This is a genomic window from Streptomyces sp. SID5643, from assembly GCF_009872555.1.
GTDB lineage: Bacteria > Actinomycetota > Actinomycetes > Streptomycetales > Streptomycetaceae > Streptomyces > Streptomyces iakyrus.
Genome location: NZ_WWIC01000271.1, coordinates 1 through 25,911, shown reverse-complemented (window position 1 = coordinate 25,911; position 25,911 = coordinate 1). Strand labels below are relative to the sequence as shown.

Here is a 25,911-nt window from a genome sequence, read left to right as displayed (position 1 = left end):
CCTAGCGGGTGATCAGCTCCGGCCGTGCCGGAGTGCGGGGTGTTCGCCGGCCGCCACCAGGTCCGAGACGGCCGTCCTCGGGTCCTTGCCGGTGACGAGGGACTCGCCGACCAGCACCGCGTCGGCGCCGGCGTTGGCGTAGGCGATGAGGTCGTGCGGGCCGCGGACGCCGGACTCGGCGATCTTGATGATGTGGCCGGGGATCTCCGGCGCCACCCGCTCGAAGGTGCCGCGGTCGACCTCCAGGGTCTTGAGGTTGCGCGCGTTGACACCGATCACGCGGGCGCCGGCGTCCACCGCGCGCTCCACCTCGTCCTCGTCGTGCACCTCGACCAGGGGCGTGAGCCCGATGGACTCGGCCCGCTCGATGAGGGACTCCAGGGCGGGCTGGTCCAGGGCGGCGACGATCAGCAGCACGACGTCGGCGCCGTAGGCGCGGGCCTCCCACAGCTGGTACGACGTGACGATGAAGTCCTTGCGCAGGACCGGGATGTCGACCCGGGCGCGGACCGCCTCCAGGTCGGCGAGCGAGCCGCCGAAGCGGCGCTCCTCGGTGAGGACGGAGATGACGGCCGCGCCGCCCGCCTCGTAGTCCGCGGCGAGTCCGGCCGGGTCGGCGATCGCGGCCAGCGCGCCCTTGGACGGGCTGGAGCGCTTGACCTCGCAGATGACCTTGACGCCGTCGCCGCGCAGTGCGGCCGCGCCGTCCTTGGCCGCGGGCGCCTTCGCCGCGCGCTCCTTGAGCTCGTCGAGGCTGACGCGCGCCTGCCGCTCCGCGAGGTCGGCACGGACTCCGTCGATGATCTCGTCGAGCACACTCACGCGAGCGGCCCCCTTCCAGACTCTTGACAGTTCCAGCGACCGATCGACGAACCGATGGTCACTGCGATGGTATCCGCAGCGGGGCGTAGGCCTCGCATCCGGTTGACGCCGGTCCCACTACCTGGACATCAGCTCGTTGATCAAGGATGGAGCCAGCCACCGAAGGGCAGGTTCCGGACAACCGTGAAGACCAGCAGCAACGCTCCGAGGCTCCACACCAGCCCCGGACGGGGGTCAATCCGCAAGGGCCGCCCGCGGACCGCGTGCACCACCCAGACGGTCCACAGCACGGCGAACCCCAGATAGCCGAGGGTCGCGAGGGCGTTGGCGTGCAGCGCCGCCAGGAGGTCCCCGTGGACGACGGCGTGCGCGCTGCGCAGTCCGCCGCAGCCGGGGCAGTAGAGGCCGGTGTGGCGCAGCAGCGGGCAGGCGGGGTAGTGGCCGGGTTCGTTGGGGTCCACGGTGCCCACGTAGGCGAAGGCGGCAGCGACGGCCGCGAGCACCCCGGCGGGGACGGCCAGGCGGCTCGGGACGCTCGGCGTCGCCCTTCGGCTCTCGGCGTTCACGGTACGCATTGTGCCCCGTACACGCGTGAGGGGCGGCTCCGCCACCCCTGTGCCGGAACCGCCCCTCACGTGAGGACGTACGGAGGCGCGGGGTCAGCTCCCGGCGCCGGCCGGCTCGCCGTCGCCCGTCATCCGGTGCGGCTGGTGCGCTTCCTTGGGCTGGCCGAGGCCCATCATCCGCATGACGCCGCCGACGACACCGCCGAGCAGCACGATCACCATGCCCGCCCAGAAGCCCGCCGGCTGGTCCATCACCATGAACGCGCCCGAGACGCAGAAACCGATGAAGGCGATCGTGACACCGGTCCAGGCGGCCGGGGTGTGACCGTGGCTGCTGCCCGCCATTGCTTGCTCCTCGTTGCTGTGTGCGTGTCTGAGCAGGACGCTCGGGCCCATTGTCCCGCACGTGTGCCCGCGCGGTGAGCGGGGGTGCTCCCCCGGCCGGCCCGGTCCCCCGTGTGGGCTCAGGCCCCGGTCGGGTCCTCGCCCCGGTCGAGCGCCTTCCACAGGTCCTCGGGCCGCTCGGGGTCGACGGCGGGGGCCTTGCGGCGCGGCTGTGGCGTGCCGCCCCGCTCGTAGCGGCCGGACATGGCGGGCCACAGCCGGCCGTAGCGCAGGGCGAGCAGCCCGGCCAGGAGGATCAAAACACCGCCGACAACCGCGACGTACGGCCAGGCGGTGTGGCTGAGGGTGTCGACGGAGGCCGAGGTGTCACCGGTGGCCTGCGCGGCCTGCTCGTCGAGCGCGGAGCTGTCGGAGGCGCCGAGCAGGGCCGCGACGACGATGCCGGCGCCCGAGAGCGCCAGCAGCGCGGCGACGGCGAAGCGGCCGGCGCGGCGCACGGCGAAGACGGCGACGAGCGCGGCGAGGCCCACTATGGCGAGCGCCGCGGGCACGCCCGTGACGTCGCTGCCCTTGGCGGTCAGGGGGAAAGCGCCGCCGGCCACCGTCGCGGTGCCCTGCGACCACTGCTGCCGGGTGGCGAGCAGCGCCACGGCGGCGCCGAGCGCGCCGCTCAGCAGGGCGACGGCGAGGCTCAGGCGGCCGGCCCGGGCGGGTCCGGGGGCTTCGGAACGGGGGTGAGGTACAGCAGTCACGTGTCCCACTATCGCCTGAACCCCGGGCGAACCGTCACCCGGGGTTCATCTCAGTCCTTTCCGAGCCGGTTCGCCGTGTGCACGGCCCGCAGCACCGCCGCCGCCTTGTTGCGGCACTCGGTGTCCTCGGCGACCGGGTCGGAGTCGGCGACGATGCCCGCCCCGGCCTGGACGTAGGCCGTGCCGTCCCGCAGGAGGGCGGTGCGGATGGCGATGGCGGTGTCGGAGTCGCCGGCGAAGTCGAGGTAGCCGACGCAGCCGCCGTACAGCCCGCGCCGGGACGGTTCGAGTTCGTCGATGATCTGCATGGCGCGGGGCTTGGGGGCACCGGAGAGGGTGCCGGCCGGGAAGCAGGCGGTGAGGACGTCGAAGGCGGTGCGCCCGGCGGCCACGCGGCCCGTCACCGTCGAGACGATGTGCATCACGTGCGAGTACCGCTCGACGGACATGAAGTCCACCACCTCCACCGAGCCGGGCTCGCAGACCCGCCCCAGGTCGTTGCGACCGAGGTCGACGAGCATGAGGTGCTCGGCGCGCTCCTTGGGGTCGGCGAGCAGTTCCTCGGCGAGAGCCTGGTCCTCCTGCGGGGTGGCGCCGCGCCAGCGGGTGCCGGCGATGGGGTGCACCATGGCCCGGCCGTCCTCGACCTTGACCAGGGCCTCGGGGGACGAGCCGACGACGTCGAACCCGTCGAAGCGGAAGAGGTACATGTACGGGGACGGGTTGGTGGCCCGCAGGACCCGGTAGACGTCCAGCGCGCTCGCCGTGCACGGGGTCTCGAAGCGCTGGGAGGGGACCACCTGGAAGGCCTCGCCGGCCCGGATGCGCTCCTTGATGTCCTCGACGGCCACCCGGAAGTCGGGGCCGCCCCACAGCGCGGTGTACTCGGGGAGCTCGGAGGGCGGCAGGACGGCCGGGGGCTGGGCGACCGGCCGGGAGAGGTCGGCCTCCATGGCGTCGAGGCGGGCGACGGCGTCGGCGTGGGCCTCGTCGACGCCGGTGTCCAGGTCGTTGTGGTTGATCGCGTTGGCGATCAGCAGGACCGAGCCCTCCCAGTGGTCCATGACGGCCAGGTCGCTGGTGAGGAGCATGGTCAGCTCGGGCAGCTTCAGGTCGTCGCGCTCGCCGGGGCCGATCTTCTCCAGGCGGCGGACGATGTCGTAGCCGAGGTAGCCGACCATGCCGCCGGTGAAGGGCGGCATGCCCTCCTGGTGGGGCGTGTGCAGGGCCTCGATGGTGGCGCGCAGGGCGGCGAGGGGGTCGCCGTCCGTGGGGACGCCGACGGGCGGGGCGCCGAGCCAGTGGGCCTGCCCGTCGCGTGCGGTCAGCGTCGCGGCGGACCGCACGCCCACGAAGGAGTACCGGGACCAGGAGCGGCCGTTCTCCGCGGACTCCAGCAGGAAGGTGCCGGGGCGCTCGGCGGCGAGCTTGCGGTAGAGCGCGACCGGGGTGTCGCCGTCGGCGAGGAGCTTGCGGGTGACGGGGATGACCCGCCGGTCGGTGGCGAGCTTGCGGAAGGTCTCGAGGTCCATGGCCGCTGACCCTACTGATCCGTGGCGGAGGGGGCGGGACCGCCGTCCTTGAGGAGCACGTCCTCGTCGAAGCAGGTGCGCGCGCCGGTGTGGCAGGCGGCGCCGACCTGGTCGACCTTGACGAGCACGGTGTCGGCGTCGCAGTCCAGGGCGACCGACTTCACCCACTGGACGTGTCCGGAGGTGTCGCCCTTGACCCAGTACTCACGGCGGCTGCGCGACCAGTAGGTGCAGCGGCCCGTGGTCAGGGTGCGGTGCAGCGCCTCGTCGTCCATCCAGCCGAGCATGAGCACCTCTCCGGTGTCGTACTGCTGGGCGATGGCGGGCAGGAGGCCGTCGGGACTGCGCTTGAGGCGCGCGGCGATCTCCGCATCGAGGCGACTGGTGCTGGTCATGGTGCCCATTGTGCCGCGCGCCACTGACGTGCCCGGTGGAGTGTCCACTGGGCGGACCGGGTGGCCGGTCGTAGGCTGGGCCGCATGTCGACCCATGCCAAGCGTGAACGACTTCTCCTCGCCGACCTGTTGGAGACCGCGGGCCCGGACGCGCCCACCCTGTGCGAGGGCTGGACCACCCGGGACCTCGCCGCGCACGTGGTGGTGCGCGAGCGCCGTCCGGACGCCGCAGGCGGGATGCTGATCAAGCAGCTCGCGCCGCGCCTGGACAAGGTGATGGCGGAGTACACCGACAAGCCGTACGAGGAGCTGATCCAGCTGATCCGTACGGGCCCGCCGCGTTTCTCGCCCTTCTCCCTGAAGCCGGTCGACGAGGCGTCGAACATCATCGAGTTCTACGTCCACACCGAGGACGTGCGCCGCGCCCAGCCCGACTGGTCGCCCCGCGATCTCGACCCGGTGTTCCAGGACGCCCTGTGGTCCCGTCTGGAGCGCACCGCCCGCCTGATGGGCCGCGGGGCCCCGACGGGCCTGGTCCTGCGCCGCCCTGACGGCCAGACGGCGGTCGCGCACCGCGGCACGCCGGTGGTCACCGTGACCGGCGAGCCGTCCGAGCTGGTCCTGTTCTCCTACGGCCGGCAGAACGCGGCCAAGGTCGACCTGGACGGCGACGAGAACGCGATCGCGAAGCTCCACGAGTCCAAGCAGCTCGGAATCTGAGGAGGGCCCGGGAGGGCGTGTCACCGCACCGGGTGACCCGCCCCCCGCAGCGTCTCCTTGACCTGGCCGATCCGCAGGTCCCCGAAGTGGAACACCGACGCGGCCAGCACCGCGTCCGCGCCGGCCTCGACGGCCGGGGGGAAGTCGGTGAGCCGGCCGGCGCCGCCGGAGGCGATGACGGGGACCGTGACGTGCTTGCGTACGGCCCGGATCATCTCCAGGTCGTAGCCGTCCTTGGTGCCGTCGGCGTCCATCGAGTTGAGCAGGATCTCGCCGGCGCCCAGCTCGGCGGCCCGGTGGGCCCATTCGACGGCGTCGATACCGGTGCCCTTGCGGCCGCCGTGCGTGGTGACCTCGAAGGAACCCGACGCGGTGCGGCGGGCGTCGACCGACAGGACCAGCACCTGGCGGCCGAAGCGCTCGGCGATCTCGCGGATCAGGTCGGGGCGGGCGATGGCGGCGGTGTTGACGCCGACCTTGTCGGCGCCCGCCCGCAGCAGCTTGTCCACGTCCTCGGGGGTGCGGACGCCGCCGCCGACCGTGAGCGGGATGAACACCTGCTCGGCCGTGCGGCGCACGACGTCGTAGGTGGTCTCGCGGTTGCCCGACGAGGCGGTGATGTCCAGGAACGTCAGTTCGTCGGCGCCCTCGGCGTCGTACACCTTGGCCATCTCGACGGGGTCGCCCGCGTCGCGCAGGTTCTGGAAGTTGACGCCCTTGACGACCCGGCCGTTGTCCACGTCCAGGCAGGGGATGACTCGGACCGCCAGGGTCATGAATCGTGCTCCTCTAGTGTTCCTCTGAGGGTGTCCCTCTGAATGCTTCCACTTCCACCGACACCAGGACCCGGGAGTCGATGAAACCCTGCACGACCAGCAGGGTCGTGACCGGGCGTACGGCGTCGAACAGCTCCTTGTGGGCGCGGCCCACCGCGTCGACGTCCCGGGCGTGTGCCAGGCACACACGGGTGCGGATCACCGACTCGGGGGTGAGCCCGAACTCGGCGATCGCCTCCAGGGCGGTGGTGAAGGCCACCTTGGCCTGCTCGTACGGGTCGCCCTCGCCGTAGAGCACGTCGCCCTTGAAGGCGGTCGTGCCCGCCACCAGCACGCGGTCGCCCGCCGCGACGGCGCGTGCAAAACCGAAGGACTCTTCCCAGGGACTTCCGCTCTGCACACGCCGTACGGTCATGACGACACAGCCTCCAAGGCCTCTTCCAGGGTGAACGCCTTCGCGTACAGCGCCTTCCCGACGATGGCTCCTTCGACACCGAGCGGGACGAGGTCGGCGATGGCGCGCAGGTCGTCGAGCGAGGAGACCCCGCCGGAGGCCACGACCGGGCGGTCGGTGGCGGCGCACACGTTGCGCAGGAGTTCCAGGTTGGGGCCCTGGAGCGTGCCGTCCTTGGCGATGTCGGTGACGACGTACCGGGCGCAGCCCTCCTTGTCGAGGCGCGCCAGCGTCTCGTAGAGGTCGCCGCCGTCGCGGGTCCAGCCACGGCCGCGCAGGGTGGTGCCGCGGACGTCGAGACCGACGGCGATCTGGTCGCCGTGCTCGGCGATGACCTTGGCGACCCACTCCGGGGTCTCCAGGGCGGCCGTGCCCAGGTTGACGCGCTTGCAGCCGGTGGCGAGGGCGGCGGCGAGGGTGTCGTCGTCGCGGATGCCGCCGGACAGCTCCACCTTGATGTCCATGGCGCCGGCGACCTCGGCGATCAGCTCGCGGTTGTTCCCGGTGCCGAAGGCGGCGTCGAGGTCGACCAGGTGCAGCCACTCGGCGCCGGAGCGCTGCCAGGCGAGGGCGGCCTCCAGCGGGGAGCCGTAGGAGGTCTCCGAGCCGGACTCGCCGTGCACCAGACGGACGGCCTGGCCGTCGCGGACGTCGACGGCGGGGAGGAGTTCGAGCTTGCTCACAGTGTTCCGATCCAGTTGGTGAGGAGCTGGGCTCCGGCGTCGCCGGACTTCTCGGGGTGGAACTGGGTGGCCCACAGGGCGCCGTTCTCGACGGCGGCGACGAACGGCTTGCCGTGGGTGGACCAGGTGACCTTGGGGGCCGTCATCGCCGGGTTGTGCGTTTCCAGCGACCAGTCGTGGACGGCGTAGGAGTGCACGAAGTAGAAGCGGGCGTCCGGGTCGAGGCCGGCGAACAGCTGCGAACCGGGCGCCGCCTCGACGGTGTTCCAGCCCATGTGGGGCACGATGTCGGCCTGAAGCGGCTCGACGGAGCCGGGCCACTCGTCGAGGCCCTCGCTCTCCACGCCGTGCTCGATGCCGCGCGCGAAGAGGATCTGCATGCCGACGCAGATGCCCATGACCGGGCGGCCGCCGGACAGCCGGCGGTCGACGATCCAGTCGCCGCGGGCCTCGCGCAGGCCGGTCATGCAGGAGGCGAAGGCGCCGACGCCGGGCACCAGCAGGCCGTCGGCGTTCAGGGCCTTGTCGTAGTCACGGGTGATCTCGACGTCGGCTCCCGCGCGCGCGAGGGCGCGCTCGGCGGAACGGACGTTGCCGAAGCCGTAGTCGAAGACGACGACCTTCTTCTGCGGGGCGCTCAATTCCACACCTCCAGCCTCATGACACCGGCCACCAGACACATCGCGGCGCCGATCGACAGCAGCACGATCAGGCCCTTGGGCATCTTCTGCTTGATGAAGGAGTAGATCCCGCCGACGAGGAACAGCCCTACGACGATCAGCAGGGTCGAGATGCCGTTCACAGGGCGCCCTTCGTGGACGGGAGGATGCCGGCCGCGCGCGGGTCGCGCTCGGAGGCGTAGCGCAGGGCCCGGGCGAGCGCCTTGAACTGGCACTCCACGATGTGGTGCGCGTTGCGTCCGTAGGGCACGTGCACGTGCAGCGCGATCTGCGCCTGCGCCACGAAGGACTCCAGGATGTGCCGGGTCATCGTGGTGTCGTACTCGCCGATCATCGGCGCCATCTTCTCGGGCTCGGTGTGCACGAGGTAGGGGCGGCCGGACAGGTCGACGGTGACCTGGGCGAGGGATTCGTCCAGCGGGACCGTGCAGTTGCCGAAGCGGTAGATGCCGACCTTGTCGCCGAGGGCCTGCTTGAAGGCGGCGCCGAGGGCGAGGGCGGTGTCCTCGATGGTGTGGTGCGAGTCGATGTGCAGGTCGCCCTCGGTCTTCACGGTGAGGTCGAACAGACCGTGGCGGCCGAGCTGGTCGAGCATGTGGTCGTAGAAGCCGACGCCGGTGGAGATCTCCGTCTTGCCGGTGCCGTCGAGGTCGATCTCGACGAGGACCGAGGTCTCCTTGGTCGTCCGCTCCACGCGTCCGGTGCGGCTCATGAACTCTGCTCCTTCTTCAGTGCACGTACCGCGTCGAGGAACGCGTCGTTCTCTTCGGGGGTTCCGGCGGTGACCCGGAGCCGGCCGGGCACGCCGTTGTCCCGGACCAGGACGCCCCGGTCGAGGATCTTCCGCCAGGTCTCGTGGGAGTCCTCGAACCGGCCGAACTGGACGAAGTTCGCGTCCGACGCGGTCACCTCGTAGCCGATCGCGCGCAGTTCGGTGACCAGGCGGTCCCGTTCGGCCTTGAGCTGTTCGACGTAGCCCAGCAGGGTGGCGGTGTGCTCCAGGGCGGCCAGGGCGGTCGCCTGGGTGACGGCCGACAGGTGGTAGGGCAGCCGGACCAGCTGGACGGCGTCGACGACGGCCGGGTGGGCCGCGAGGTAGCCGAGGCGCAGGCCCGCCGCGCCGAACGCCTTCGACATGGTGCGGGAGACGACGAGGTTCGGGCGGCCCTCGATCAGCGGCAGCAGGGAGTCGCCGTGGCTGAACTCGATGTACGCCTCGTCGACGACCACCATCGAGGGCTTCGCCGCCTGTGCGGCCTCGTACAGCGCGAGGACCGTCTCGGGCGGGACAGCGGTGCCGGTGGGGTTGTTGGGGGTGGTGATGAAGACGACATCCGGCCGGTTCTCCGCGATGGCCTTCTCGGCGGCGGCGAGGTCGATCGTGAAGTCCTCGTTGCGGGGGCCGGAGATCCAGCCGGTGCCCGTGCCGCGGGAGATGAGGCCGTGCATCGAGTACGACGGCTCGAAGCCGATGGCGGTGCGGCCCGGTCCGCCGAAGGTCTGCAGCAGCTGCTGGATGACCTCGTTGGAGCCGTTGGCCGCCCAGACGTTGGCGACGCCGACTTCGTGGCCGGAGGTGTCCGTCAGGTACTCCGCCAGGCGGGTGCGCAGCTCGACCGCGTCCCGGTCCGGGTAGCGGTTGAGATTGCGGGCCGCTTCCCGGACCCGCTCGGCGATGCGTTCGACCAGCGGCTCGGGCAGCGGGTAGGGGTTCTCGTTGGTGTTCAGCCGGACCGGGACGTCCAGCTGGGGCGCGCCGTAGGGGGACTTGCCGCGCAGCTCGTCCCGTACGGGGAGATCGTCGATGCGTACGTCGTTCACTTGCCCTGGGGAACCTTCCAGTCGAACCTCGCCTTGATCGCCGCGCCGTGGGCCGGCAGGTCCTCGGCCTCCGCCAGCGTGACCACGTGGTGCGCGACCTCGGCCAGCGCGTCCCGCGTGTAGTCGACGATGTGGATGCCGCGCAGGAAGGACTGGACGGACAGGCCCGAGGAGTGGCAGGCGCAGCCGCCGGTGGGCAGGACGTGGTTGGAGCCGGCCGCGTAGTCGCCGAGGGAGACCGGGGCCCAGGGGCCGATGAAGATCGCTCCGGCGTTGCGGACCCGGTCGGCGACGGCGGCGGCGTCGGCCGTCTGGATCTCCAGGTGCTCGGCGCCGTACGCGTCGACCACCTTGAGGCCCTCGTCGATGCCGTCGACCAGCACGATCGCGGACTGCCTGCCGGACAGGGCCGGGACGATCCGGTCCTCGACGTGCTTGGTGGCGGCGACCTGCGGCTCCAGTTCCTTCTCGACCGCGTCGGCGAGTTCGACGGAGTCGGTGACGAGGACGGCGGCGGCCAGCGGGTCGTGCTCGGCCTGGCTGATCAGGTCGGAGGCGACGTGCACCGGGTCGGCCGTGTCGTCGGCGAGGACGGCGATCTCGGTCGGGCCTGCCTCGGCGTCGATGCCGATCCTGCCGGTGAAGTAGCGCTTGGCGGCGGCGACCCAGATGTTGCCGGGGCCGGTGACCATGTTGGCGGGCGCGCAGGACTCGGTGCCGTAGGCGAACATCGCGACGGCCGTGGCGCCGCCGGCGGCGTACACCTCGTCGACGCCGAGCAGCGCGCAGGCGGCGAGGATCGTCGGGTGCGGCAGGCCGCCGAAGCCGGCCTGGGCGGGTGAGGCGAGGGCGACGGACCCGACGCCGGCCTCCTGCGCGGGCACCACGTTCATGATCACGGAGGACGGGTACACCGACCGGCCGCCGGGCGCGTAGAGCCCGACGCGGTCGACCGGCACCCACTTCTCGGTGACGCTGCCGCCGGGCACGACCTGGGTGGTGTGCGTCTCGCGGCGCTGCTCGCGGTGGACGGTCCGGGCGCGGCGGATGGACTCCTCCAGGGCCGCGCGCACGGCCGGGTCGAGCTCCTCCAGCGCGCGGGTGAGCGCGGCGGCCGGCACTCGTACCTGGTCGAGCCTGACCCCGTCGAACCGCTCGGCGGCGTCGATCAGCGCCGCGTCGCCCCGATGATGCACGTCCTCACAGATCGGCCGCACCTTCTCCAGGGCGGCCGCTACGTCGAAGTCGGCTCGGGGCAGCAGGTCGCGCAGGGCAGGACCCTCGACGAGGGCGTCGCCGCGCAGATCGATTCGGGAGATCACGTGCTCAATTCTCTCAGACCCGGGTGAGGCGTCGTTCGCGCGTATCAATGGCTGATACAGAACGCCGCGGGACGCCGGAAGATCACCCTCACGTGGAGTGTTCGGCAGGTCACCCAGCGGGCATGAACAGGTGTACGAGGGAAGTGACCCGCGAGTACCTGGGGAGGATGGAAGAGCTGTGACCGAGGGGGCCGGCGTCCGTGCCGGGGATGTGCCCGACGACCTGACCGCGACCGAGGCCGGCATGTGGCAGGCCTTCCGCAACGGCACCGTGTACGACCTGAGCAGCGGCGACGCCCTGGAGGACGACCCGCACGGCGGCCGCCCGTGGGGCGAGGAGCGGACCGTCCGGGCCCGGGTCGTGTGCTGGCTGCTCCTCGACGGCCCGCCCGCCCTGGCCGGCCGCGTGTCGTCGCTGAAGCTGATCGGCGTGCAGGTCAGCGGCTCACTGGACCTCGCGGGCGGCACCGTGGTGCCGTACGTCGAGCTGCGCCGGTGCCGGTTCGAGCAGGACGTATTGCTGCCGGAGGCCCGCTTCACCACCCTGCGGATGGTGGACTGCTCGGTGCCGCGGCTGGAGGCGGCCCGGGTGCACACGGAGGGCGACCTCCATCTGCCGCGCTGCCGTTTCCACCACGGCATCCGGCTCACGGACGCGCAGATCGGCACGGACCTGATGCTCAACCAGGCGATCGTGCACCGGGACCACAGCGGCCGGTCGATCGCGGCGGACGGCCTGACCGTCGGCCAGGACTTACAGGCGGAGCTGCTGGAGTCGCACGGTGAGCTGAGCCTGCGCGCCGCCACCGTCGGCGTCTCGCTCAGCCTGCGCGGTGCGCGTCTGTCCAACCCCTACGAGCGGCTCGCGCTGAACGCGCCGCAGCTGACCGTCGAGCGCAGTCTGTACCTGACGCCCGCGGGGGTCGGCGCCCAGGCGATGAGCGGGATGACCCCGGCACAGGGGACGCGGATCCAGCGCTTCGCCTGCGAGGGCGGGATCCGGCTGGACGACGGCCGGTTCGGCGACGCCGTCGACTTCGAGCGGGCCAGGTTCACCCTCACGGACGACCAGGAGCTGTCGCTGCGCCGGGTGCAGACGCCGGAGCTGCGGTTCCTCGGGGAGCAGCCGGCGCGCGGCCGGGTGGTGCTGTCCGGGGCGAAGGTCATCAACCTGATGGACCGGGCGGACGCCTGGCCGGGCCCCGGGCGGCTGCACATGGGCGGTTTCGCCTACGAGAACCTCGTGCCGCGCGGGCCGTTCCCGCCGGCCGAGCGGCTGGACTGGGTGGCCGCGGCGACCGCCGAGTACAACCCGGAGCCGTACGAGCGGCTCGCGGCCGTACTGCGGGCGTGCGGGGAGGACGAGGACGCCCGGGAGGTGCTGCTCGCCAAGCAGCGCCGGCATCGCGAGAGCCTGCCGATGGCGGCCAAGCTGTGGGGGTACGCGCAGGACTGGACGGTCGCCTACGGCTACCGGCCGGGCCGGGCCGCGGTGTGGATGGCGGTGCTGTGGGCGGCGGGCTCCTTCGCCTTCGCACGGGCCGGACATCCGCCGATGAAGCGGGGCGAGCACCCGGAGTGGAACCCCACGCTCTTCACTCTCGATCTGCTGCTGCCGGTCATCGACCTGGGCCAGGTGGGCTTCTGGCAGCTGCGCGGGGGCTGGCAGTGGCTGGCGACGGCGATGATCCTGCTGGGCTGGATCCTGGCGACGACGGTGGCGGCGGGCGCGACGCGGCTGCTGCGCCGCAACTGATGGTGCTGGTGTGACCACAGTTATGCAACTGTCACGGTTTTACGTTCTCTTGACCATTGGATGTACAACTTTCCGCAGGTTCCATGAACACTCTGGCGCCGTCATGAGCAGCGGACTTTCAATGGTCGGCACCATGGCAATGCAGCTCCCGTTCATCCGTGCGAGCCGGATGGCAAGGACCTCCCCCCACCTCGTCGGCGAGACGTGCGCCGACGACGAGGTGCTGCTCGACGCGCCCGACGCCCGGCTGAGCCCGGCGCTGGTCGCCGCCGCCCGGGGTGACCACGTCCCGGCCGCCTCGCTGCTCCTGGCCACCCGCGCGGCCTCGGAGTGGGAGCGGCGCGACCGGTACGTGACGCGGCTGGCCGCCTTCGCGCGCTCGCGGCCCGAGTGGCTGGACGCCTGGCTCGCCACCGCCCCGCAGGACCCCGACGCGCTGCTGGTCGGGGCCCAGCTGGCGGTGGACCGCGCCTGGCAGTCACCGGCCCGGGCCGAGCTGCTGCGCGAGGTGAGCCCGCTGATCACGGCAGCGGCCCGGGGCGACCAGCGGGACCCGGTGCCGTGGCGGCTCGCGCTCGACCACGCCCGTGGGGCACAGGCCGGGCACACCTACTTCGAGGAACTGTGGGCGGCGGCCGTCCGCCGTGCCCCGCACCACTACGGGTGTCATGTGGCGGCCCTGCGCTACCTGTCCACCTACTGGCACGGTTCGCACCACGAGTGCTTCGACTTCGCCGACCGGGCCGCCCAGGACGCTCCCGCCGGGGCGCTCGTCCAGGCCCTGCCGCTGCGGGCGGCCTTCGGCTACCTCACCGACGACTGCGGGCCCGAGATCCCGCGCGAGCGGCTGGACGCGGCGGCCGACCGGGCGATCGCGCTCTCCCCGCGGCTGCCGGCGGCCGACCCCTGGCCGGCCCGGATGCGCAACCTGCTGATCTTCGTCCTGGTGCGCCTGGAGCGCTGGCCCGACGCCATCGAGCAACTGCGCCTGAACGGCCCGTACGCCACCTCCTTCCCCTGGGACCGGGTGTCGGACGACCCCCTCGGACACTTCCTGCGGGTGCGCGAGGACATCCGGGTCGGAGCGGCCGGGAACCCGTCCGGGGATCCACGGAGTGAACGGGGCGGGCGAGTCCGTCCCGGCGACCATTAGGCTTTTACGTCGTGACCACCGTCCGGCTCCCCCTCTTCCCCCTGAACTCGGTGCTGTTCCCGGGGCTCGTGCTCCCGCTCAACGTCTTCGAGGAGCGGTATCGCGCCATGATGCGCGAGCTGCTGAAGACGCCCGAGGACGAGCCGCGCCGGTTCGCCGTCGTGGCGATCCGCGACGGCCACGAGGTGGCCTCGACCGCGCCCGGCATGCCCGACCCGACGGCCCTGCCCGAGCGGGGACCGGCGGCCGGCTTCGGCCCGGACCCGGTCAAGGCGTTCCACAAGGTGGGCTGCATCGCGGATGCGGCGACGATCCGGGAGCGCACCGACGGCTCCTTCGAGGTGCTGGCGACCGGCACGACCCGGGTGAAGCTGCTGTCGGTCGAGGCGTCCGGGCCCTTCCTGACGGCCGATCTTGAGCCGTTGGAGGAGGAACCGGGCGACGAGGCCGCGCCGTTGGCCGAGGGGGTGCTGCGGTCCTTCCGCCAGTACCAGAAGCGGCTGGCCGGGGCGCGGGAGCGGTCCCTGGCGACGGGGGCCGAACTGCCGGACGAGCCGGGCGTGGTGTCGTACCTCGTGGCGGCCGCGATGATGCTGGACACCCCCGCCAAGCAGCGTCTGCTCCAGGCCCCGGACACCGCGTCCCGCCTGCGCGACGAGCTGAAACTCCTTCGCTCCGAAACGGCGATCATCCGCAGTCTGCCGTCGTTGCCGGCGTCGGAGCTGACGCGCGGCCCGATGAGTCTCAACTGAGGGACGGCCACGGCTCGACGGGAACGAGGAGGACGGTTTCCCGCCGGGGCACAAGGGATGGATCCGGCCACCGGGACGACTGAAAACCTGTGGGGCCTCCGTGATCGGCCTGCTTATGATCAAGCCTGACCGGCCATGATCATGGCCATGACCGCATTTAGGGGGATACACAATGAGTCGTGCGCGCGTTCTTGCCGTCGCCGCCGGTGTCGCGATCGGTTCCACGCTCCTGGTCGCGCCCGCGCATGCGGCGCCCGCCGGGGCCCAGGACCGCGTCGAGTGCACCCGCATGAGCAACGGGCAGCTGTGCATATCGCTGAACACCAGCCCCAGCCGCGTCGAGGTCTTCTACACGAAGAAGGCCGGCAGCCAGATCAGGGCGAAGCTGGGCTACCGCACCACCAACGGTGGCAGCACGTACGGCCCGACGGAGACCATCTCGACGGGCGACCGGGAAACCCAGACCTGGACCATGAGCTACCGCTGTGACGTGGACTGGAAGGGCCTGATCAAGGTCGAGGGCCAGGGCACCTTCGAGACCCCGTGGGCGACCTGCTGACCCGGAGCAGAACCTCGTGTGCCGCCCCGTCCGGGAACCTCTCCGGGCGGGGCGGTCCGCATGGCACCGTCTGGCAGGATGCCGCTCCATGGCGAAGAAGTCGAAGAAGCAGCAGTCCGGCGGCACACCCGCGACCGTGGCCCTGACTGCGGCGGGCGTCACCTACACCGTCCACGCCTACGACCACGATCCCTCGCACCCCTCCTACGGCGAGGAGGCCGCCGAGGCGATGGGCGTCTCACCCGACCGCGTCTTCAAGACCCTGGTCGCGGACGTCGACGGGACGCTGACCGTCGCGGTGGTCCCGGTGGCGGGCCAGCTGGACCTGAAGGCCCTGGCGGCGGCCGTGGGCGGCAAGCGCGCGGCGATGGCCGACCCGGCGCTCGCGGAGCGCACGACGGGCTATGTCCGGGGTGGCATCTCGCCCCTGGGGCAGCGCAAGAAGCTGCCGACGGTCCTCGACGCCTCGGCCGCCGCGCACGCGACGGTCTGCGTGTCGGCGGGCAGGAGGGGCCTGGAGGTGGAGCTCGCTCCGGAGGACCTCCGGAAGCTGACGGAGGCGGTCCTGGCGCCCATCGGCCGTTAGGGCCTTTCGTCGGGATCAGCCCTGGCCGCGGGGGGACTCCTGGTACGGCCCGGCCGCGAACTCCGGTTCCGGATCCCGGGGGCCGAACAGGGCCATGAGCCCGAGGTGCAGCACCAGAGCGGCGAGCGGCCAGGCCAGCAACGCCCCCTTCGCGCCCAGCTTCAGGGGCGCGTCGAACGTGACGCCCCGCCCGACGGCCTGGGCCTGCGCGATCACGTCCTCGGCGGGCCCGAGCCACACCCCGACCCGCCAGGCGAGCAACGAGCCGAGCAGCCCTCCGAGGGCCAGTCCCACCACCAGCGGCACGCCTCCGCGCCGCCGCAGCAGGAAGACCACCAGCGCGCTGACGGCGCCGAAGCCCAGCCCGAGGAGCGTGAACGTGCCGTCGACCCCGATGGCCTGCTCCCCCTCGGTGTCCTTGAGGTAGACGACCCAGCTCTTCTCCACCACGTCGCCGACGAGCGGCACGTGCGGCGCGAGCCACCACCAGAGCACTCCGAGCAGCACCCCGCCGAGCGCCACCGCCACCGCGATCACGGCGGACTCCCGCAGTTCCGTCCTCATCCCGGGGCCGTCCTGTCCGTACCAGCCGTGCCCGTCGTACTCGGCGTGCTGCGACCCGGGGGCCTGAGGCCCGGCGGCCGGCGGCTGCCACGGCCCCTGTGCGGAGTGTTCGTGCGGCGGCGGTGGCGGAGTCAGTGGTGCGGTCACCCTGCCATCGTGCCAGGCCCGCCCGTGTGCCGCGTCACCGGACGACCCCTCCTCGCTCACCGGACGGCCGCCCGGCGGTAGGCCCAGGTCGCCACGGCCAGCGAGACGACGCCCACGACCCCGCACACGGCGAGGTCACCGAGCACGAAGGCCCAGTCGGGACGCGGTCCGAAGGTCCGCGCGAAGGCCTCCACGCCGTACGTCGACGGCAGCAGGTCCCGCGTGAAGCGCACGACCTCCGGCATCCGGTCCGCCGGCAGGACGCCCAGCAGCAGCGCCGCCGACATGCCCAGCTGTCCGAGCAGCGTGGCCAGTTCCGGCCGGGGCGCGAGCAGTCCCAACGCCGCACCGAGCCCGGCCAGCGCGGCGCCCGCGAGCGGGATCACCGCCAGGAGGATCCACAGATGGGCCATCGGGAGCCCGAACAGCACACAGCCGAACACCGCGGTCACGACGGTCCCGGGCACGGTGAACGAGGCGTACGCGCCCGCCGCGCCCAGCACCACGGCCGCCGGCGGCACCGGCAGCGTCGCATAGTGGTCGAGGCCTCCGCTGGCCCGCAGCTGCCCGAAGTACTGCGCGAGCAGGTTGAGCGCGACGAAGGCGACCACCAGGACCGACGACCCGGCGACGACGGCCTGCGCCTCCGCCCCGTCGTCCACGACCCCGCGCATCAGGATCATGATCCCGACCGACTGGAAGGTCGCCACGAACAGCAGCGGGATCCGCGCCACCCGCGCCCGGGACAGCTGGGCCCGGTACACGGCCGCCAGCGACGGCCACAGCCGTGCCCGAGGTCCGAGCTCGGCCGCACACGCGGCGGGCTCCTCCACGGCCAGGGCACTGCCCGGCAGGACTTCGGCGGGTACGACACTCACGTCGCGCTGCTTCCCTTCGCTCGGGTCCACTGGGGCAGTCGCCTGTTCGGTACGGATACGGCGGCCGGTCTGCTCACGGCCCGCGCGCCCGGTGTCCTCGCGCTCACACCTTCACCAGCCCCTGCTGCACGGCGCCGCCGAGGGCGAGGTACACGTCCTCCAGGCTCGGCGTGGCCAGGGTGAAGTCGTCCAGGGCGGCGAAGGCGGCCCCGCCGGTGACCGTCGCGACGACCGTCCGGGCCTCCTCGGGTCCGAGCCGCAGCGTCCAGCGGCGGCCCGACTCCACGACGCGGTCCTTCAGCGCGGCCACCTCGGGCACGTGCAGCGGAGCCGCCTCCCGCCACACCAGGTCGACACGCACCTCGCCGGCGACCTGCTCCTTCAGCCCGGCGGGGGTGTCGCAGGCGATCACCCGCCCCCGGTCGAGGACGGCCACCCGGTCCAGCACCGTCTCGGCCTCGATGACGTTGTGGGTGACGAGCAGCACGGTCGTCCCGCGCTCGGCCCGGCGCCGGTCGACGGCGGACCACACGGCCCGCCGCGCCACCGGGTCCATGCCGGTGGTCGGCTCGTCGAGCACGAGCAGCGGCCGCTCCCCCACCAGGGCCGCGGCGAAGCACGCCAGGCGCCGCTGGCCCCCGGAGAGCTTCTTCAGCGGCCGCCCGGCAAGGGGGGCGAGCCCCAGTTCGTCGAGGACGGCGTCCCGCTCGGCCCGCGCCTGCCGTACGTCCAGGCCGCGCAGCCGCCCCGTGGTCTCGGCGGCGAGCGACACGGTCAGCTCGTCGAGGGCGGTCGACTCCTGCCCGAGGTAGGCGAGGATCCGCGCGGCCCGCTCGGGGTGGCGCACGATGTCGTGGCCGAGGATCTCCACACCGCCGTGGTCGGGCCGCATCAGCCCGGTGAGCTGGCGCACGAGGGTGGACTTGCCGGCGCCGTTCGGCCCGAGCAGGCCGAAGATCTCGCCGCGGCGGACGTCGAGGGTCACGCCGTCCGTGGCCCGGACCTCGGGTGTTCCCGGGGCACCGCGCCGGCCCCGGAGCGCCGGATAGGTCTTGGTCAGCCCGCGCACCGCGCACACGACGTCACCATCGTGCCGAAATGCCTGTGCCGCGCGCTTACTCACAAGGGACGAGACTACGGGGTCGGCGACCCAGGTCCGCTCTCGGGTCGGTCCGTTCCGGGAAATCCCGCGGCACAGGACCCAGGGGTCGCTCAGTCGTCGAGGGGTGGGTGCTCCACGCCCGTGCGCACGCTGATCTCCCGCCAGAAGCCGGCCCGGATGGCGTAGCGGTCCCGCTCGTCGATCTGGTCGTCCTTGTGGGCGAGCAGGCCGAAGCGTGCGGCGTAGCGCAGCAGCTCCCCGTCGACGCGGTGCGGGATGCGCGGGTACATCCCGGACAGTTTCTGCGTGTGGTTCTGGTCGCCGAGGCGCTCCACCCAGCGCCGGGCGAAGACCTGCCCCACCTCGAAGGGGTCGCCGCCGACGGTGGTGATGTCCTCCTCGCGGTCCGCCCACCGCTGCTCCGCCGTGGTCAGCTGGGCGAGCGTCGGCATCGAGGCGGCCTCGGGGGGCTCGGCCGTGGGCCGGTCGACCCAGCCTTTGTCGGAGGACCACCGGAGGGTGGCGGAGGCGGGGTGCTGGGCGGGCTGGGTGCCGGGGGCCCGCAGGGCGGCCAGGTCCTTGGGAGTGGGGACTCCTTTGGCGGCGGGCATCCGCTCCTCGGTGCCGTTCTGCCCGGGGCCGGCCACGGGATGGCGGGGCTGCTGGGCGGGCCGGTCGGTCGCGGCGCCGAGCGCGGACTCGGGCAGCGGCGCGGAGAGGATCGCGGCGATCTCGGGCCGGGGCGCGGGCTGCGGCGCGCACGCCCCCGTGTAGTCCTTGGCGCGGACGGCCTTGGTGATCCACGTGCGGTCCAGGACGCGCCGCTCGTCGGCCTCGGCGACCAGGTCCTCGGACTGGTTGTAGTCGCCGTCGGCGGCCTGGACGGCCCACAGGTGGACGGCGACGCCGTGCTCCTTGGCGGCCATCATGCCGGGCAGCAGATCGCCGTCGCCGGTGACGAGGACGACGTCGGAGCAGGCGCGGTTGCGGGCCAGTTCGGTCAGCTCGGCGTGCATCGCGGCGTCCACGCCCTTCTGGGCCCAGCGGCCGTCGCTGCGGGTCAGGGCCCCGAGCCGGACGGTGACCCGGGGCATCACGCGCAGCCTGCGGTGCTCGGGTTGGGGGACGCGGTCGGGGGCCCCGTCGAACCAGTAGATGCGCAGCAGTGGCTGCTGCGTGTCGGATTCGGCACGCTCACGCAACCCCTGGATGAGGGCGGTGTGGTCGACGGTGATCCGGGACCGCGAGGGCTCTCCGGCGAGGAGACTCGCCGCGGCTCCCAGCAGATACCCAGCGTCCACCAGGACGATGCAGCGGTCCACGCGACTCACCCTCTTCCCAGGAGGTTTGCTTCGGGCTTGCTTCGAGTCTGCCCGACCGCGCGGAGGTTAACGGCCGGAACTCGATCTTCGGCGTGGCGTTTCGGGACGTGTCGATCCGACTACCCCTGTCACACACGGTAATTGTCCGACATGCGATCGTTGTCGGGCTGTGTGAATCTGGTCCCGGCCCTGGCCCCTAGTCCCCCACAGGAGGCATCACCATGGCCAAGAACAAGAACCGTGACCGTAAGCAGCAGCGTCCGACCGAGCGTGGCCAGCGGGCCGACCGCAGCCCCGCCTCGCAGACGGAGCCCCAGACCGAGGTCGAGGCGACCCCGGGCGAGATGGCGCCGTCCGGCAAGCGAAAGCGCAGCTTCGGCCACAACTGACGTCTGCGCGACGGGCTGTTGCGGCCCACGCAAACGCACGAGGGGCGGACCCGGTTCCGGGTACGCCCCTCAAGCGCGTCGAGATCCGTGCGTCACCCGGCCAGGCAGGACGGCCCGAGCAGCACCTTCAGGTCTCCGAACAGCGCCGGGTCCGGCTTCACCCGGTGCCGGTCCAGCCGCAGCACGGTCGTCTTTGTGGGGCCCTGGAGCTTGATCCGGACCTCGCTGTCGCCCTTGTGGTGGCTGAGGACCTCGCCGAGGCGGCTGACGAGCGGCGGGGTGACCCGGGTGGCCGGGATGGTGAGGACCACGGGGGCGTTGGTGCCCGCGTTCGACAGGTCCGGCACCATCAGCTCCATCGCGACGAGCCGCGGGATGTCCTCGCGCTTGTCGAGGCGGCCCTTGACGAACACCACGGCGTCCTCGACGAGTTGGGTCGAGACGAGCTGGTACGTCGCCGGGAAGAACATGCACTCGATCGAGCCGGCGAGGTCCTCGACGGTGGCGATGGCCCAGGCGTTGCCCTGCTTGGTCATCTTGCGCTGGAGGCCGGAGATGATGCCGCCGATGGTGACCACGGAGCCGTCGGAGTAGTCACCGCCGGTCAACTGGGAGATACCCGCGTCGGCCTTGTCCGACAGGATGTGCTCCAGGCCGAACAGCGGGTGGTCGGAGACGTACAGGCCGAGCATCTCCCGCTCCTGGGCGAGGAGATAGGTCTTGTCCCACTCGTCGGTCGAGAACTCCACGTCGAGTCCGAACCCGGGCTCGCTGGTCTCGGCCTCGCCCATGCCGCCGAAGAGGTCGAACTGGCCCTCGGCCTCCTTGCGCTTGACCGCGACCACGTTGTCGATCATCGGCTCGTAGTGCGCGGTGAGGCCCTTGCGGGTGTGGCCCATCGCGTCGAAGGCGCCGGCCTTGATCAGCGATTCGGTGGTGCGCTTGTTGCAGACCACCGCCTCCACCTTGTCGAGGTAGTCCGGGAAGGAGACGTACTTCCCCTTGGCCTTGCGGCACCTGATGATCGACTCGACCACGTTGGTACCGACGTTGCGGACGGCGGAGAGACCGAAGAGGATCACGTCGTCGCCCTGGGCCGCGAAGTTGGACATCGATTCGTTGACGTCCGGCGGGAGCACCTTGATACCCATGCGGCGGCACTCGTTGAGGTAGACGGCCGACTTGTCCTTGTCGTCCTTCACGGACGTGAGCAGCGCGGCCATGTACTCGGCGGGGTGGTTCGCCTTGAGGTACGCCGTCCAGTACGAGACGAGTCCGTACGCGGCGGAGTGGGCCTTGTTGAACGCGTAGCCGGCGAAGGGGACCAGCACGTCCCACAGGGCCTGGATGGCCTCGTCGCTGAAGCCCTTCTTGCGGGCGCCCTCCTGGAAGAGGACGAAGTTCTTCGCCAGTTCCTCGGGCTTCTTCTTGCCCATCACGCGGCGGAGGATGTCGGCCTCGCCGAGCGAGTAGCCGGCGATGATCTGGGCGGCCTTCTGCACCTGCTCCTGGTAGACGATCAGGCCGTAGGTGACGTCCAGGACCTCCTTGAGGGGCTCTTCGAGCTCCTTGTGGATGGGCGTGATCTCCTGCTGGCCGTTCTTGCGCAGCGCGTAGTTCGTGTGGGAGTTCATGCCCATGGGGCCCGGGCGGTACAGGGCCGACACGGCGGAGATGTCTTCGAAGTTGTCCGGCTTCATCAGCCGGAGCAGGGAGCGCATGGGGCCGCCGTCGAACTGGAAGACGCCGAGGGTGTCGCCGCGCTGGAGCAGTTCGAAGGTCGTGGGGTCGTCGAGCGGGAGGCTCAGGAGGTCGATGTCGACCCCCTTGTTGGACTTCACCATCTTGACGGCGTCGTCCATGATCGTCAGGTTGCGCAGGCCGAGGAAGTCCATCTTCAGCAGGCCGAGCGACTCGCAGCTCGGGTAGTCCCACTGGGTGATGGTGACCTTGTCCGTGTGCCTGACCCAGACGGGCACGTGGTCGGTGATGGTCTCGCTGGACATGATCACGCCGGCGGCGTGCACGCCCATCTGCCGGACCAGGCCTTCGACGCCCTTGGCGGTGTCGATGACCTTCTTCACGTCCGGCTCGTTCTCGTACATCGCCCGGATCTCGCCCGCCTCCGAGTAGCGGGGGTGCTCGGGGTTGGTGATGCCGTCGAGGTTGATGCCCTTGCCCAGGACATCGGCGGGCATGGCCTTCGTGAGGCGGTCGCCCATCGCGTACGGGTAGCCCAGCACGCGAGCGGAGTCCTTGATCGCGTTCTTGGCCTTGATGGTGCCGTACGTGCCGATCATGGCGACCTTGTCGGCGCCGTACTTCTCCGTCACGTACCGGATCACCTCGACGCGCCGGCGCTCGTCGAAGTCGATGTCGACGTCGGGCATGGAGATGCGCTCGGGGTTGAGGAACCGCTCGAAGATCAGACCGTGCGGGATGGGGTCGAGGTCGGTGATGCCGAGGGCGTAGGCGACGATCGAGCCGGCCGCGGAGCCGCGGCCGGGGCCGACGGCGATGCCCTGCTTCTTGGCCCACATGATGAAGTCGGCGACCACGAGGAAGTACCCCGGGAAGCCCATCGAGATGATGGTGTCCATCTCGTACTCGACCTGCTTCATGCGGTCGTCCGGGATGCCGTCCGGGAAGCGGCGGTTCATGCCGCGCAGGGTCTCCTCGCGGAACCAGCTGACCTCCGTGTACCCCTCCGGGATGTCGAACTTCGGCATGAGGTCGCGCTTCTCGAACATGCCCGTGGTGTCGACCATCTCCGCGATCAGGCGGGTGTTGGCGCAGCCCTCCTGCCAGGCGTCCGAGGAGTCGATGGCGTACATCTCGTCCGTGGACTTCAGGTAGTAGCCGGTGCCGTCGAACCGGAAGCGGTCGGGGTCGGAGAGGTTCTTGCCGGTCTGGATGCACAGCAGGGCGTCGTGGGCGCTCGCCTCGTGCGCGTACGTGTAGTGGGAGTCGTTGGTGACCAGCGGGGGGATGCCGAGCTTCTTGGCGATCTCCAGGAGGCCGTCGCGGACGCGGTGCTCGATCTCGATGCCGTGGTCCATCAGCTCCAGGAAGTAGCGGTCCTTGCCGAAGATGTCCTGGTAGTCGGCGGCGGCCTTGAGGGCCTCGTCGAAGTGGCCGAGGCGCAGCCGGGTCTGGACCTCGCCGGAGGGGCAGCCGGTGGAGGCGACGATCCCCTCGGACCACTGCGCGATGGTCTCCTTGTCCATCCGGGGCCACTTCTGCAGCCAGCCCTCGGCGTACGCGTCGGAGGAGAGCCGGAAGAGGTTGTGCAGGCCGGTGCTGTTCACCGCCCACATCGTCTTGTGGGTGTAACCACCGGAACCCGAGACGTCGTCGCGCTTCTGGTGCGGCTGGCCCCACTGGATCTTGCGCTTGTTGCGCCGGGACTCGGGGGCGACATACGCCTCGATCCCGATGATCGGGGTGACTCCGGCCTTCTGCGCGGAATGGAAGAAGTCGTACGCCCCGTGCAGGTTGCCGTGGTCGGACATGGCGATGTGCGTCATGCCCATCTCGTTGCACGCGTTGAACATGTCCTTCAGCCGCGCGGCACCGTCCAGCAGCGAGTACTGGGTGTGGACGTGCAGGTGCGTGAACGGCGGCTTTGACACGGCTGCGGCCTCCAGAGGAAACATACGACACATGGGGCCCGGCAGGCTGCGGACAGTCTGGGGGGGGCAGCGTCGAAGTCTATGCCTCGGCGCTGACACGCGGAGGGCCGACCCGCGTACCTTCGTGCGAGGGTTCGCGGGCACTCCCGCGGGCCGCTGCACGTTGGCCAGAGGGCGGACCTGCCGCCCTGAAACGCACGCACCAGGAGGCACCCAGCGATGTCGTTCCCGCAGCTCGACGGCGAGCACCGCGGTGAGGAGATCCTCGCCGTCTTCGACACCGCCTTCGGCCAGCTCCTGGCCGCCGACCCGGCCGCGTTCCGCGTCAAGTTCCGCAAGATGGCGGCCTCGGCCTTCGCCTTCTACCGGGGGACGGCGGGCCTCTTCTACCACGACCTGACTGTTTCTGATCAGTTCGGGTCGAAGCGGGGCGGACCGTACCTGGACGAGCGCACCTCACGCGTGTGGATCCACGGCGACCTGCACGCGGAGAACTTCGGCACGTACATGGACGCCAACGGCCGCCTGATCTTCAACGTCAACGACTTCGACGAGGCCTACGTCGGCCCCTTCACGTGGGACCTCAAGCGCCTCGCCGCCTCCATCGCGCTGATCGGCTACGCGAAGGCGCTCAGCGACGAGCAGATCTCCGAGCTGGTGACGATCTACGCGGTCGCCTACCGCGAGCGGATCCACGCGCTGGCGACGGGCGCCAAGAGCGACGAGGTGCCGCCGTTCACGCTGGACACCGCCCAGGGCCCGCTGCTGGACGCGCTGCGCGACGCCCGCTCACTGACCCGCTTCGGCCTGCTGGAGTCGATGACGGAGATCCGCGACTTCGAGCGCCGCTTCGCCTCCGGAGGCGGCTCGGTGGAACTGGACGCGGCCACGCGTTACAAGGTCCTCGCCGCCTTCGACGGCTATCTGGAGACACTCCCGGACAGCTCGCTGGCCCGCCCGGACTCCTACCGCGTGAAGGACGTGGTCGGCCGGCGCGGCATCGGCATCGGCTCGGCGGGGCTGCCGTCGTACAACATCCTGCTGGAGGGGCACAGCGACGCCCTGGAGAACGATGTCGTGATCTACATCAAGCAGGCCCAGACCCCGGCCGTCTCCCGGCACATCACGGACCAGGAGATCCGCGGTTACTTCCAGCACGAGGGGCACCGCACGGTCATCTCCCAGCGCGCCCTTCAGGCGCACGCCGACCCGTGGCTGGGCTGGACGGAGCTGGACGGCGCGGGCCAGCTGGTGGCCGAGGTCTCGCCGTACGCGGTGGACCTCGACTGGGGCGACATCGACGACCCGGAGGAGATCGCCCAGGTGGTGGCCGACCTCGGCCGGGCGACGGCCACGATGCACTCGGCGGCGGACGACCAGTCCGGCGAGTCCCTGGTGCCGTTCTCCACCGAGCGGGCCATCGACGCGGCGATCGCGGCCGACGAGGAGGGCTTCGCCCCCCTGCTGGTCGACTTCGCGCACACCTACGGCGCACGCGCGCGTGCCGACCACCAGACCTTCGTGGACCTCTTCCGCAACGGACGGATCCCGGGGCTGTGACGGTCAGGCCTTTCACAGGCATCCTTTAGGGGTCCCTTACCGGCCCGCATGACAGACTCTCCTTTCGCTATGGACATATCCGGGACCCGCCTCAGAGCCGTACGCGCGGCGCTGTTCACGGCCGTCGTCGTGACGCTCAGCACCGCGTCGCACGTGCTGCTGTCCCGGGCCCCGCTGCCGGTGGGCACGGTGGCCGCGGTCGCCGCCGCCGTGTTCGTGATCGCGTTCGCCCTGGCGGGCCGGGAGCGCTCCTTCGGGCGGATCGCGGCCCTGCTGATCCCGCTGGAACTGGCCGCCGACACGGTGTTCACCACCGGCCAGCACGCCTGTTACGGCCGCGCGGGCGGCCCGGTCGCCGGGCCCCTGCGCTCGGTCGGCCTGGACGTGCTCTGCGGGGGCGGAGAGGTCGGCACACCCCTGGCCCGGATGGCCGGGGCCACCGGCACCGAGCGGCTGGCGGCCGCGGTCGCCCATGCCGAACCGGCCACCGCCTGGCTGCTGCTCGGCGCGCACGTCGGCGTCGGGCTCCTCGCCGCCGTCTGGCTGCGCCGCGGCGAGCGGGCCCTGGCCCAGCTGCTGCGGGCGGTGACGGCGACGACGTTCCGGCCGCTGCTGCTGGCGGTCGCCGCGGTCGCGGTGGAGC

General features: G+C 71.5%; 28 protein-coding genes. 9 read left to right on the top strand and 19 right to left on the bottom strand.

What is annotated here, in order from left to right:
• Window positions 1-12 precede the first annotated feature (12 nt).
• From trpC to hisI, 6 genes are all read right to left on the bottom strand, one after another.
• Window positions 13-822 carry an indole-3-glycerol phosphate synthase TrpC gene (trpC, locus tag GTY56_RS30250; protein ID WP_161368484.1) on the bottom strand — a complete coding sequence of 270 codons (810 nt, stop codon included), beginning with the start codon at window positions 820-822 and terminating at the stop codon, window positions 13-15.
• Between the two features lie 140 nt (window positions 823-962).
• Complete coding sequence (locus GTY56_RS30245; RefSeq protein ID WP_161368483.1) at window positions 963-1,397, bottom strand: DUF2752 domain-containing protein; 435 nt, start codon at window positions 1,395-1,397, stop codon at window positions 963-965.
• An 84-nt stretch (window positions 1,398-1,481) separates the two neighbouring features.
• Window positions 1,482-1,733 (bottom strand): HGxxPAAW family protein, encoded by a 252-nt coding sequence (locus GTY56_RS30240; RefSeq protein ID WP_161368482.1) that lies wholly within the window; start codon window positions 1,731-1,733, stop codon window positions 1,482-1,484.
• A 119-nt stretch (window positions 1,734-1,852) separates the two neighbouring features.
• The gene (locus tag GTY56_RS30235; protein WP_161368481.1) at window positions 1,853-2,494 is read right to left on the bottom strand and encodes a TIGR02234 family membrane protein; all 642 of its coding nucleotides are present in this window, start codon (window positions 2,492-2,494) and stop codon (window positions 1,853-1,855) included.
• 41 nt (window positions 2,495-2,535) lie between these two features.
• Window positions 2,536-4,017 (bottom strand): anthranilate synthase component I, encoded by a 1,482-nt coding sequence (locus tag GTY56_RS30230; protein ID WP_161368480.1) that lies wholly within the window; start codon window positions 4,015-4,017, stop codon window positions 2,536-2,538.
• An 11-nt stretch (window positions 4,018-4,028) separates the two neighbouring features.
• Window positions 4,029-4,412 carry a phosphoribosyl-AMP cyclohydrolase gene (gene hisI, locus GTY56_RS30225; protein WP_161368479.1) on the bottom strand — a complete coding sequence of 128 codons (384 nt, stop codon included), beginning with the start codon at window positions 4,410-4,412 and terminating at the stop codon, window positions 4,029-4,031.
• An 84-nt stretch (window positions 4,413-4,496) separates the two neighbouring features.
• On the opposite strand from hisI, the gene GTY56_RS30220 reads away from it, so the two are divergent.
• Window positions 4,497-5,132 carry a TIGR03085 family metal-binding protein gene (locus GTY56_RS30220; protein ID WP_161368478.1) on the top strand — a complete coding sequence of 212 codons (636 nt, stop codon included), beginning with the start codon at window positions 4,497-4,499 and terminating at the stop codon, window positions 5,130-5,132.
• Between the two features lie 20 nt (window positions 5,133-5,152).
• Here the strand turns inward: GTY56_RS30220 and hisF are convergent, their stop codons facing one another.
• The 8 genes from hisF to hisD are packed head-to-tail and all read right to left on the bottom strand — an operon-like array spanning window position 5,153 to window position 10,868.
• Window positions 5,153-5,908: an imidazole glycerol phosphate synthase subunit HisF gene (gene hisF / locus GTY56_RS30215; protein WP_161368477.1), complete on the bottom strand. Its 756-nt coding sequence runs from the start codon at window positions 5,906-5,908 to the stop codon at window positions 5,153-5,155.
• A 13-nt stretch (window positions 5,909-5,921) separates the two neighbouring features.
• Window positions 5,922-6,323: a RidA family protein gene (locus GTY56_RS30210; protein ID WP_161368476.1), complete on the bottom strand. Its 402-nt coding sequence runs from the start codon at window positions 6,321-6,323 to the stop codon at window positions 5,922-5,924.
• Window positions 6,320-7,045: a bifunctional 1-(5-phosphoribosyl)-5-((5-phosphoribosylamino)methylideneamino)imidazole-4-carboxamide isomerase/phosphoribosylanthranilate isomerase PriA gene (gene priA / locus GTY56_RS30205; protein WP_033310528.1), complete on the bottom strand. Its 726-nt coding sequence runs from the start codon at window positions 7,043-7,045 to the stop codon at window positions 6,320-6,322. Before priA ends, GTY56_RS30210 begins: the two co-directional genes overlap by 4 nt.
• Window positions 7,042-7,686 carry an imidazole glycerol phosphate synthase subunit HisH gene (hisH, locus tag GTY56_RS30200; protein ID WP_202510927.1) on the bottom strand — a complete coding sequence of 215 codons (645 nt, stop codon included), beginning with the start codon at window positions 7,684-7,686 and terminating at the stop codon, window positions 7,042-7,044. Before hisH ends, priA begins: the two co-directional genes overlap by 4 nt.
• Window positions 7,683-7,847, bottom strand: coding sequence for a CG2302 family histidine operon protein (locus GTY56_RS40125; protein ID WP_202510942.1), 165 nt, complete (start codon window positions 7,845-7,847; stop codon window positions 7,683-7,685). Before GTY56_RS40125 ends, hisH begins: the two co-directional genes overlap by 4 nt.
• Window positions 7,844-8,437, bottom strand: a complete 594-nt coding sequence (gene hisB / locus GTY56_RS30195; RefSeq protein WP_003989586.1) for an imidazoleglycerol-phosphate dehydratase HisB — start codon at window positions 8,435-8,437, stop codon at window positions 7,844-7,846. The genes GTY56_RS40125 and hisB overlap by 4 nt, the downstream gene beginning before the upstream one ends.
• Window positions 8,434-9,546 carry a histidinol-phosphate transaminase gene (locus tag GTY56_RS30190; protein WP_161368474.1) on the bottom strand — a complete coding sequence of 371 codons (1,113 nt, stop codon included), beginning with the start codon at window positions 9,544-9,546 and terminating at the stop codon, window positions 8,434-8,436. Before GTY56_RS30190 ends, hisB begins: the two co-directional genes overlap by 4 nt.
• Window positions 9,543-10,868 carry a histidinol dehydrogenase gene (gene hisD, locus GTY56_RS30185; RefSeq protein ID WP_161368473.1) on the bottom strand — a complete coding sequence of 442 codons (1,326 nt, stop codon included), beginning with the start codon at window positions 10,866-10,868 and terminating at the stop codon, window positions 9,543-9,545. Before hisD ends, GTY56_RS30190 begins: the two co-directional genes overlap by 4 nt.
• 178 nt (window positions 10,869-11,046) lie before the next feature.
• On the opposite strand from hisD, the gene GTY56_RS30180 reads away from it, so the two are divergent.
• The 5 genes from GTY56_RS30180 (at window position 11,047) to ybaK (ending at window position 15,674) form a co-directional block, all read left to right on the top strand.
• Window positions 11,047-12,624, top strand: coding sequence for an oxidoreductase (locus GTY56_RS30180; protein ID WP_161368472.1), 1,578 nt, complete (start codon window positions 11,047-11,049; stop codon window positions 12,622-12,624).
• A 121-nt stretch (window positions 12,625-12,745) separates the two neighbouring features.
• Window positions 12,746-13,777, top strand: coding sequence for a hypothetical protein (locus GTY56_RS30175; protein ID WP_161368499.1), 1,032 nt, complete (start codon window positions 12,746-12,748; stop codon window positions 13,775-13,777).
• Between the two features lie 11 nt (window positions 13,778-13,788).
• Entirely contained in the window at window positions 13,789-14,529 is a 741-nt protein-coding gene (locus GTY56_RS30170) for an LON peptidase substrate-binding domain-containing protein (protein WP_161368471.1), read from the top strand.
• Between the two features lie 172 nt (window positions 14,530-14,701).
• Window positions 14,702-15,088: a hypothetical protein gene (locus GTY56_RS30165; RefSeq protein WP_161368470.1), complete on the top strand. Its 387-nt coding sequence runs from the start codon at window positions 14,702-14,704 to the stop codon at window positions 15,086-15,088.
• Between the two features lie 88 nt (window positions 15,089-15,176).
• Window positions 15,177-15,674 carry a Cys-tRNA(Pro) deacylase gene (ybaK, locus tag GTY56_RS30160; RefSeq protein WP_161368469.1) on the top strand — a complete coding sequence of 166 codons (498 nt, stop codon included), beginning with the start codon at window positions 15,177-15,179 and terminating at the stop codon, window positions 15,672-15,674.
• Window positions 15,675-15,689: 15 nt separating this feature from the next.
• Here the strand turns inward: ybaK and GTY56_RS30155 are convergent, their stop codons facing one another.
• The 4 genes from GTY56_RS30155 to GTY56_RS30140 form a co-directional block, all read right to left on the bottom strand.
• Window positions 15,690-16,385, bottom strand: coding sequence for an AAA family ATPase (locus tag GTY56_RS30155; protein WP_161368468.1), 696 nt, complete (start codon window positions 16,383-16,385; stop codon window positions 15,690-15,692).
• A gap of 56 nt (window positions 16,386-16,441) precedes the next feature.
• A complete protein-coding gene (locus GTY56_RS30150; protein ID WP_161368467.1) occupies window positions 16,442-17,263 on the bottom strand; it encodes an ABC transporter permease in 822 nt (273 codons plus the stop codon).
• A gap of 103 nt (window positions 17,264-17,366) precedes the next feature.
• Window positions 17,367-18,341, bottom strand: a complete 975-nt coding sequence (locus GTY56_RS30145; RefSeq protein WP_161368466.1) for an ATP-binding cassette domain-containing protein — start codon at window positions 18,339-18,341, stop codon at window positions 17,367-17,369.
• Window positions 18,342-18,475: 134 nt separating this feature from the next.
• The gene (locus GTY56_RS30140) at window positions 18,476-19,687 is read right to left on the bottom strand and encodes an NYN domain-containing protein (protein WP_161368465.1); all 1,212 of its coding nucleotides are present in this window, start codon (window positions 19,685-19,687) and stop codon (window positions 18,476-18,478) included.
• Between the two features lie 221 nt (window positions 19,688-19,908).
• Between GTY56_RS30140 and GTY56_RS40120 the strand changes: the two genes are divergently transcribed.
• Entirely contained in the window at window positions 19,909-20,076 is a 168-nt protein-coding gene (locus GTY56_RS40120) for a hypothetical protein (protein WP_167345932.1), read from the top strand.
• A gap of 92 nt (window positions 20,077-20,168) precedes the next feature.
• On the opposite strand, the gene dnaE is transcribed toward GTY56_RS40120, so the two are convergent.
• Entirely contained in the window at window positions 20,169-23,708 is a 3,540-nt protein-coding gene (dnaE, locus tag GTY56_RS30135; protein ID WP_161368464.1) for a DNA polymerase III subunit alpha, read from the bottom strand.
• Window positions 23,709-23,927: 219 nt separating this feature from the next.
• Between dnaE and GTY56_RS30130 the strand changes: the two genes are divergently transcribed.
• Together GTY56_RS30130 and GTY56_RS30125 are read left to right on the top strand one after the other, a co-directional pair.
• Complete coding sequence (locus tag GTY56_RS30130; protein WP_161368463.1) at window positions 23,928-25,268, top strand: DUF2252 domain-containing protein; 1,341 nt, start codon at window positions 23,928-23,930, stop codon at window positions 25,266-25,268.
• Window positions 25,269-25,337: 69 nt separating this feature from the next.
• The coding region (locus tag GTY56_RS30125; protein WP_161368462.1) for a hypothetical protein at window positions 25,338-25,911 on the top strand (574 nt) is incomplete at its 3' end.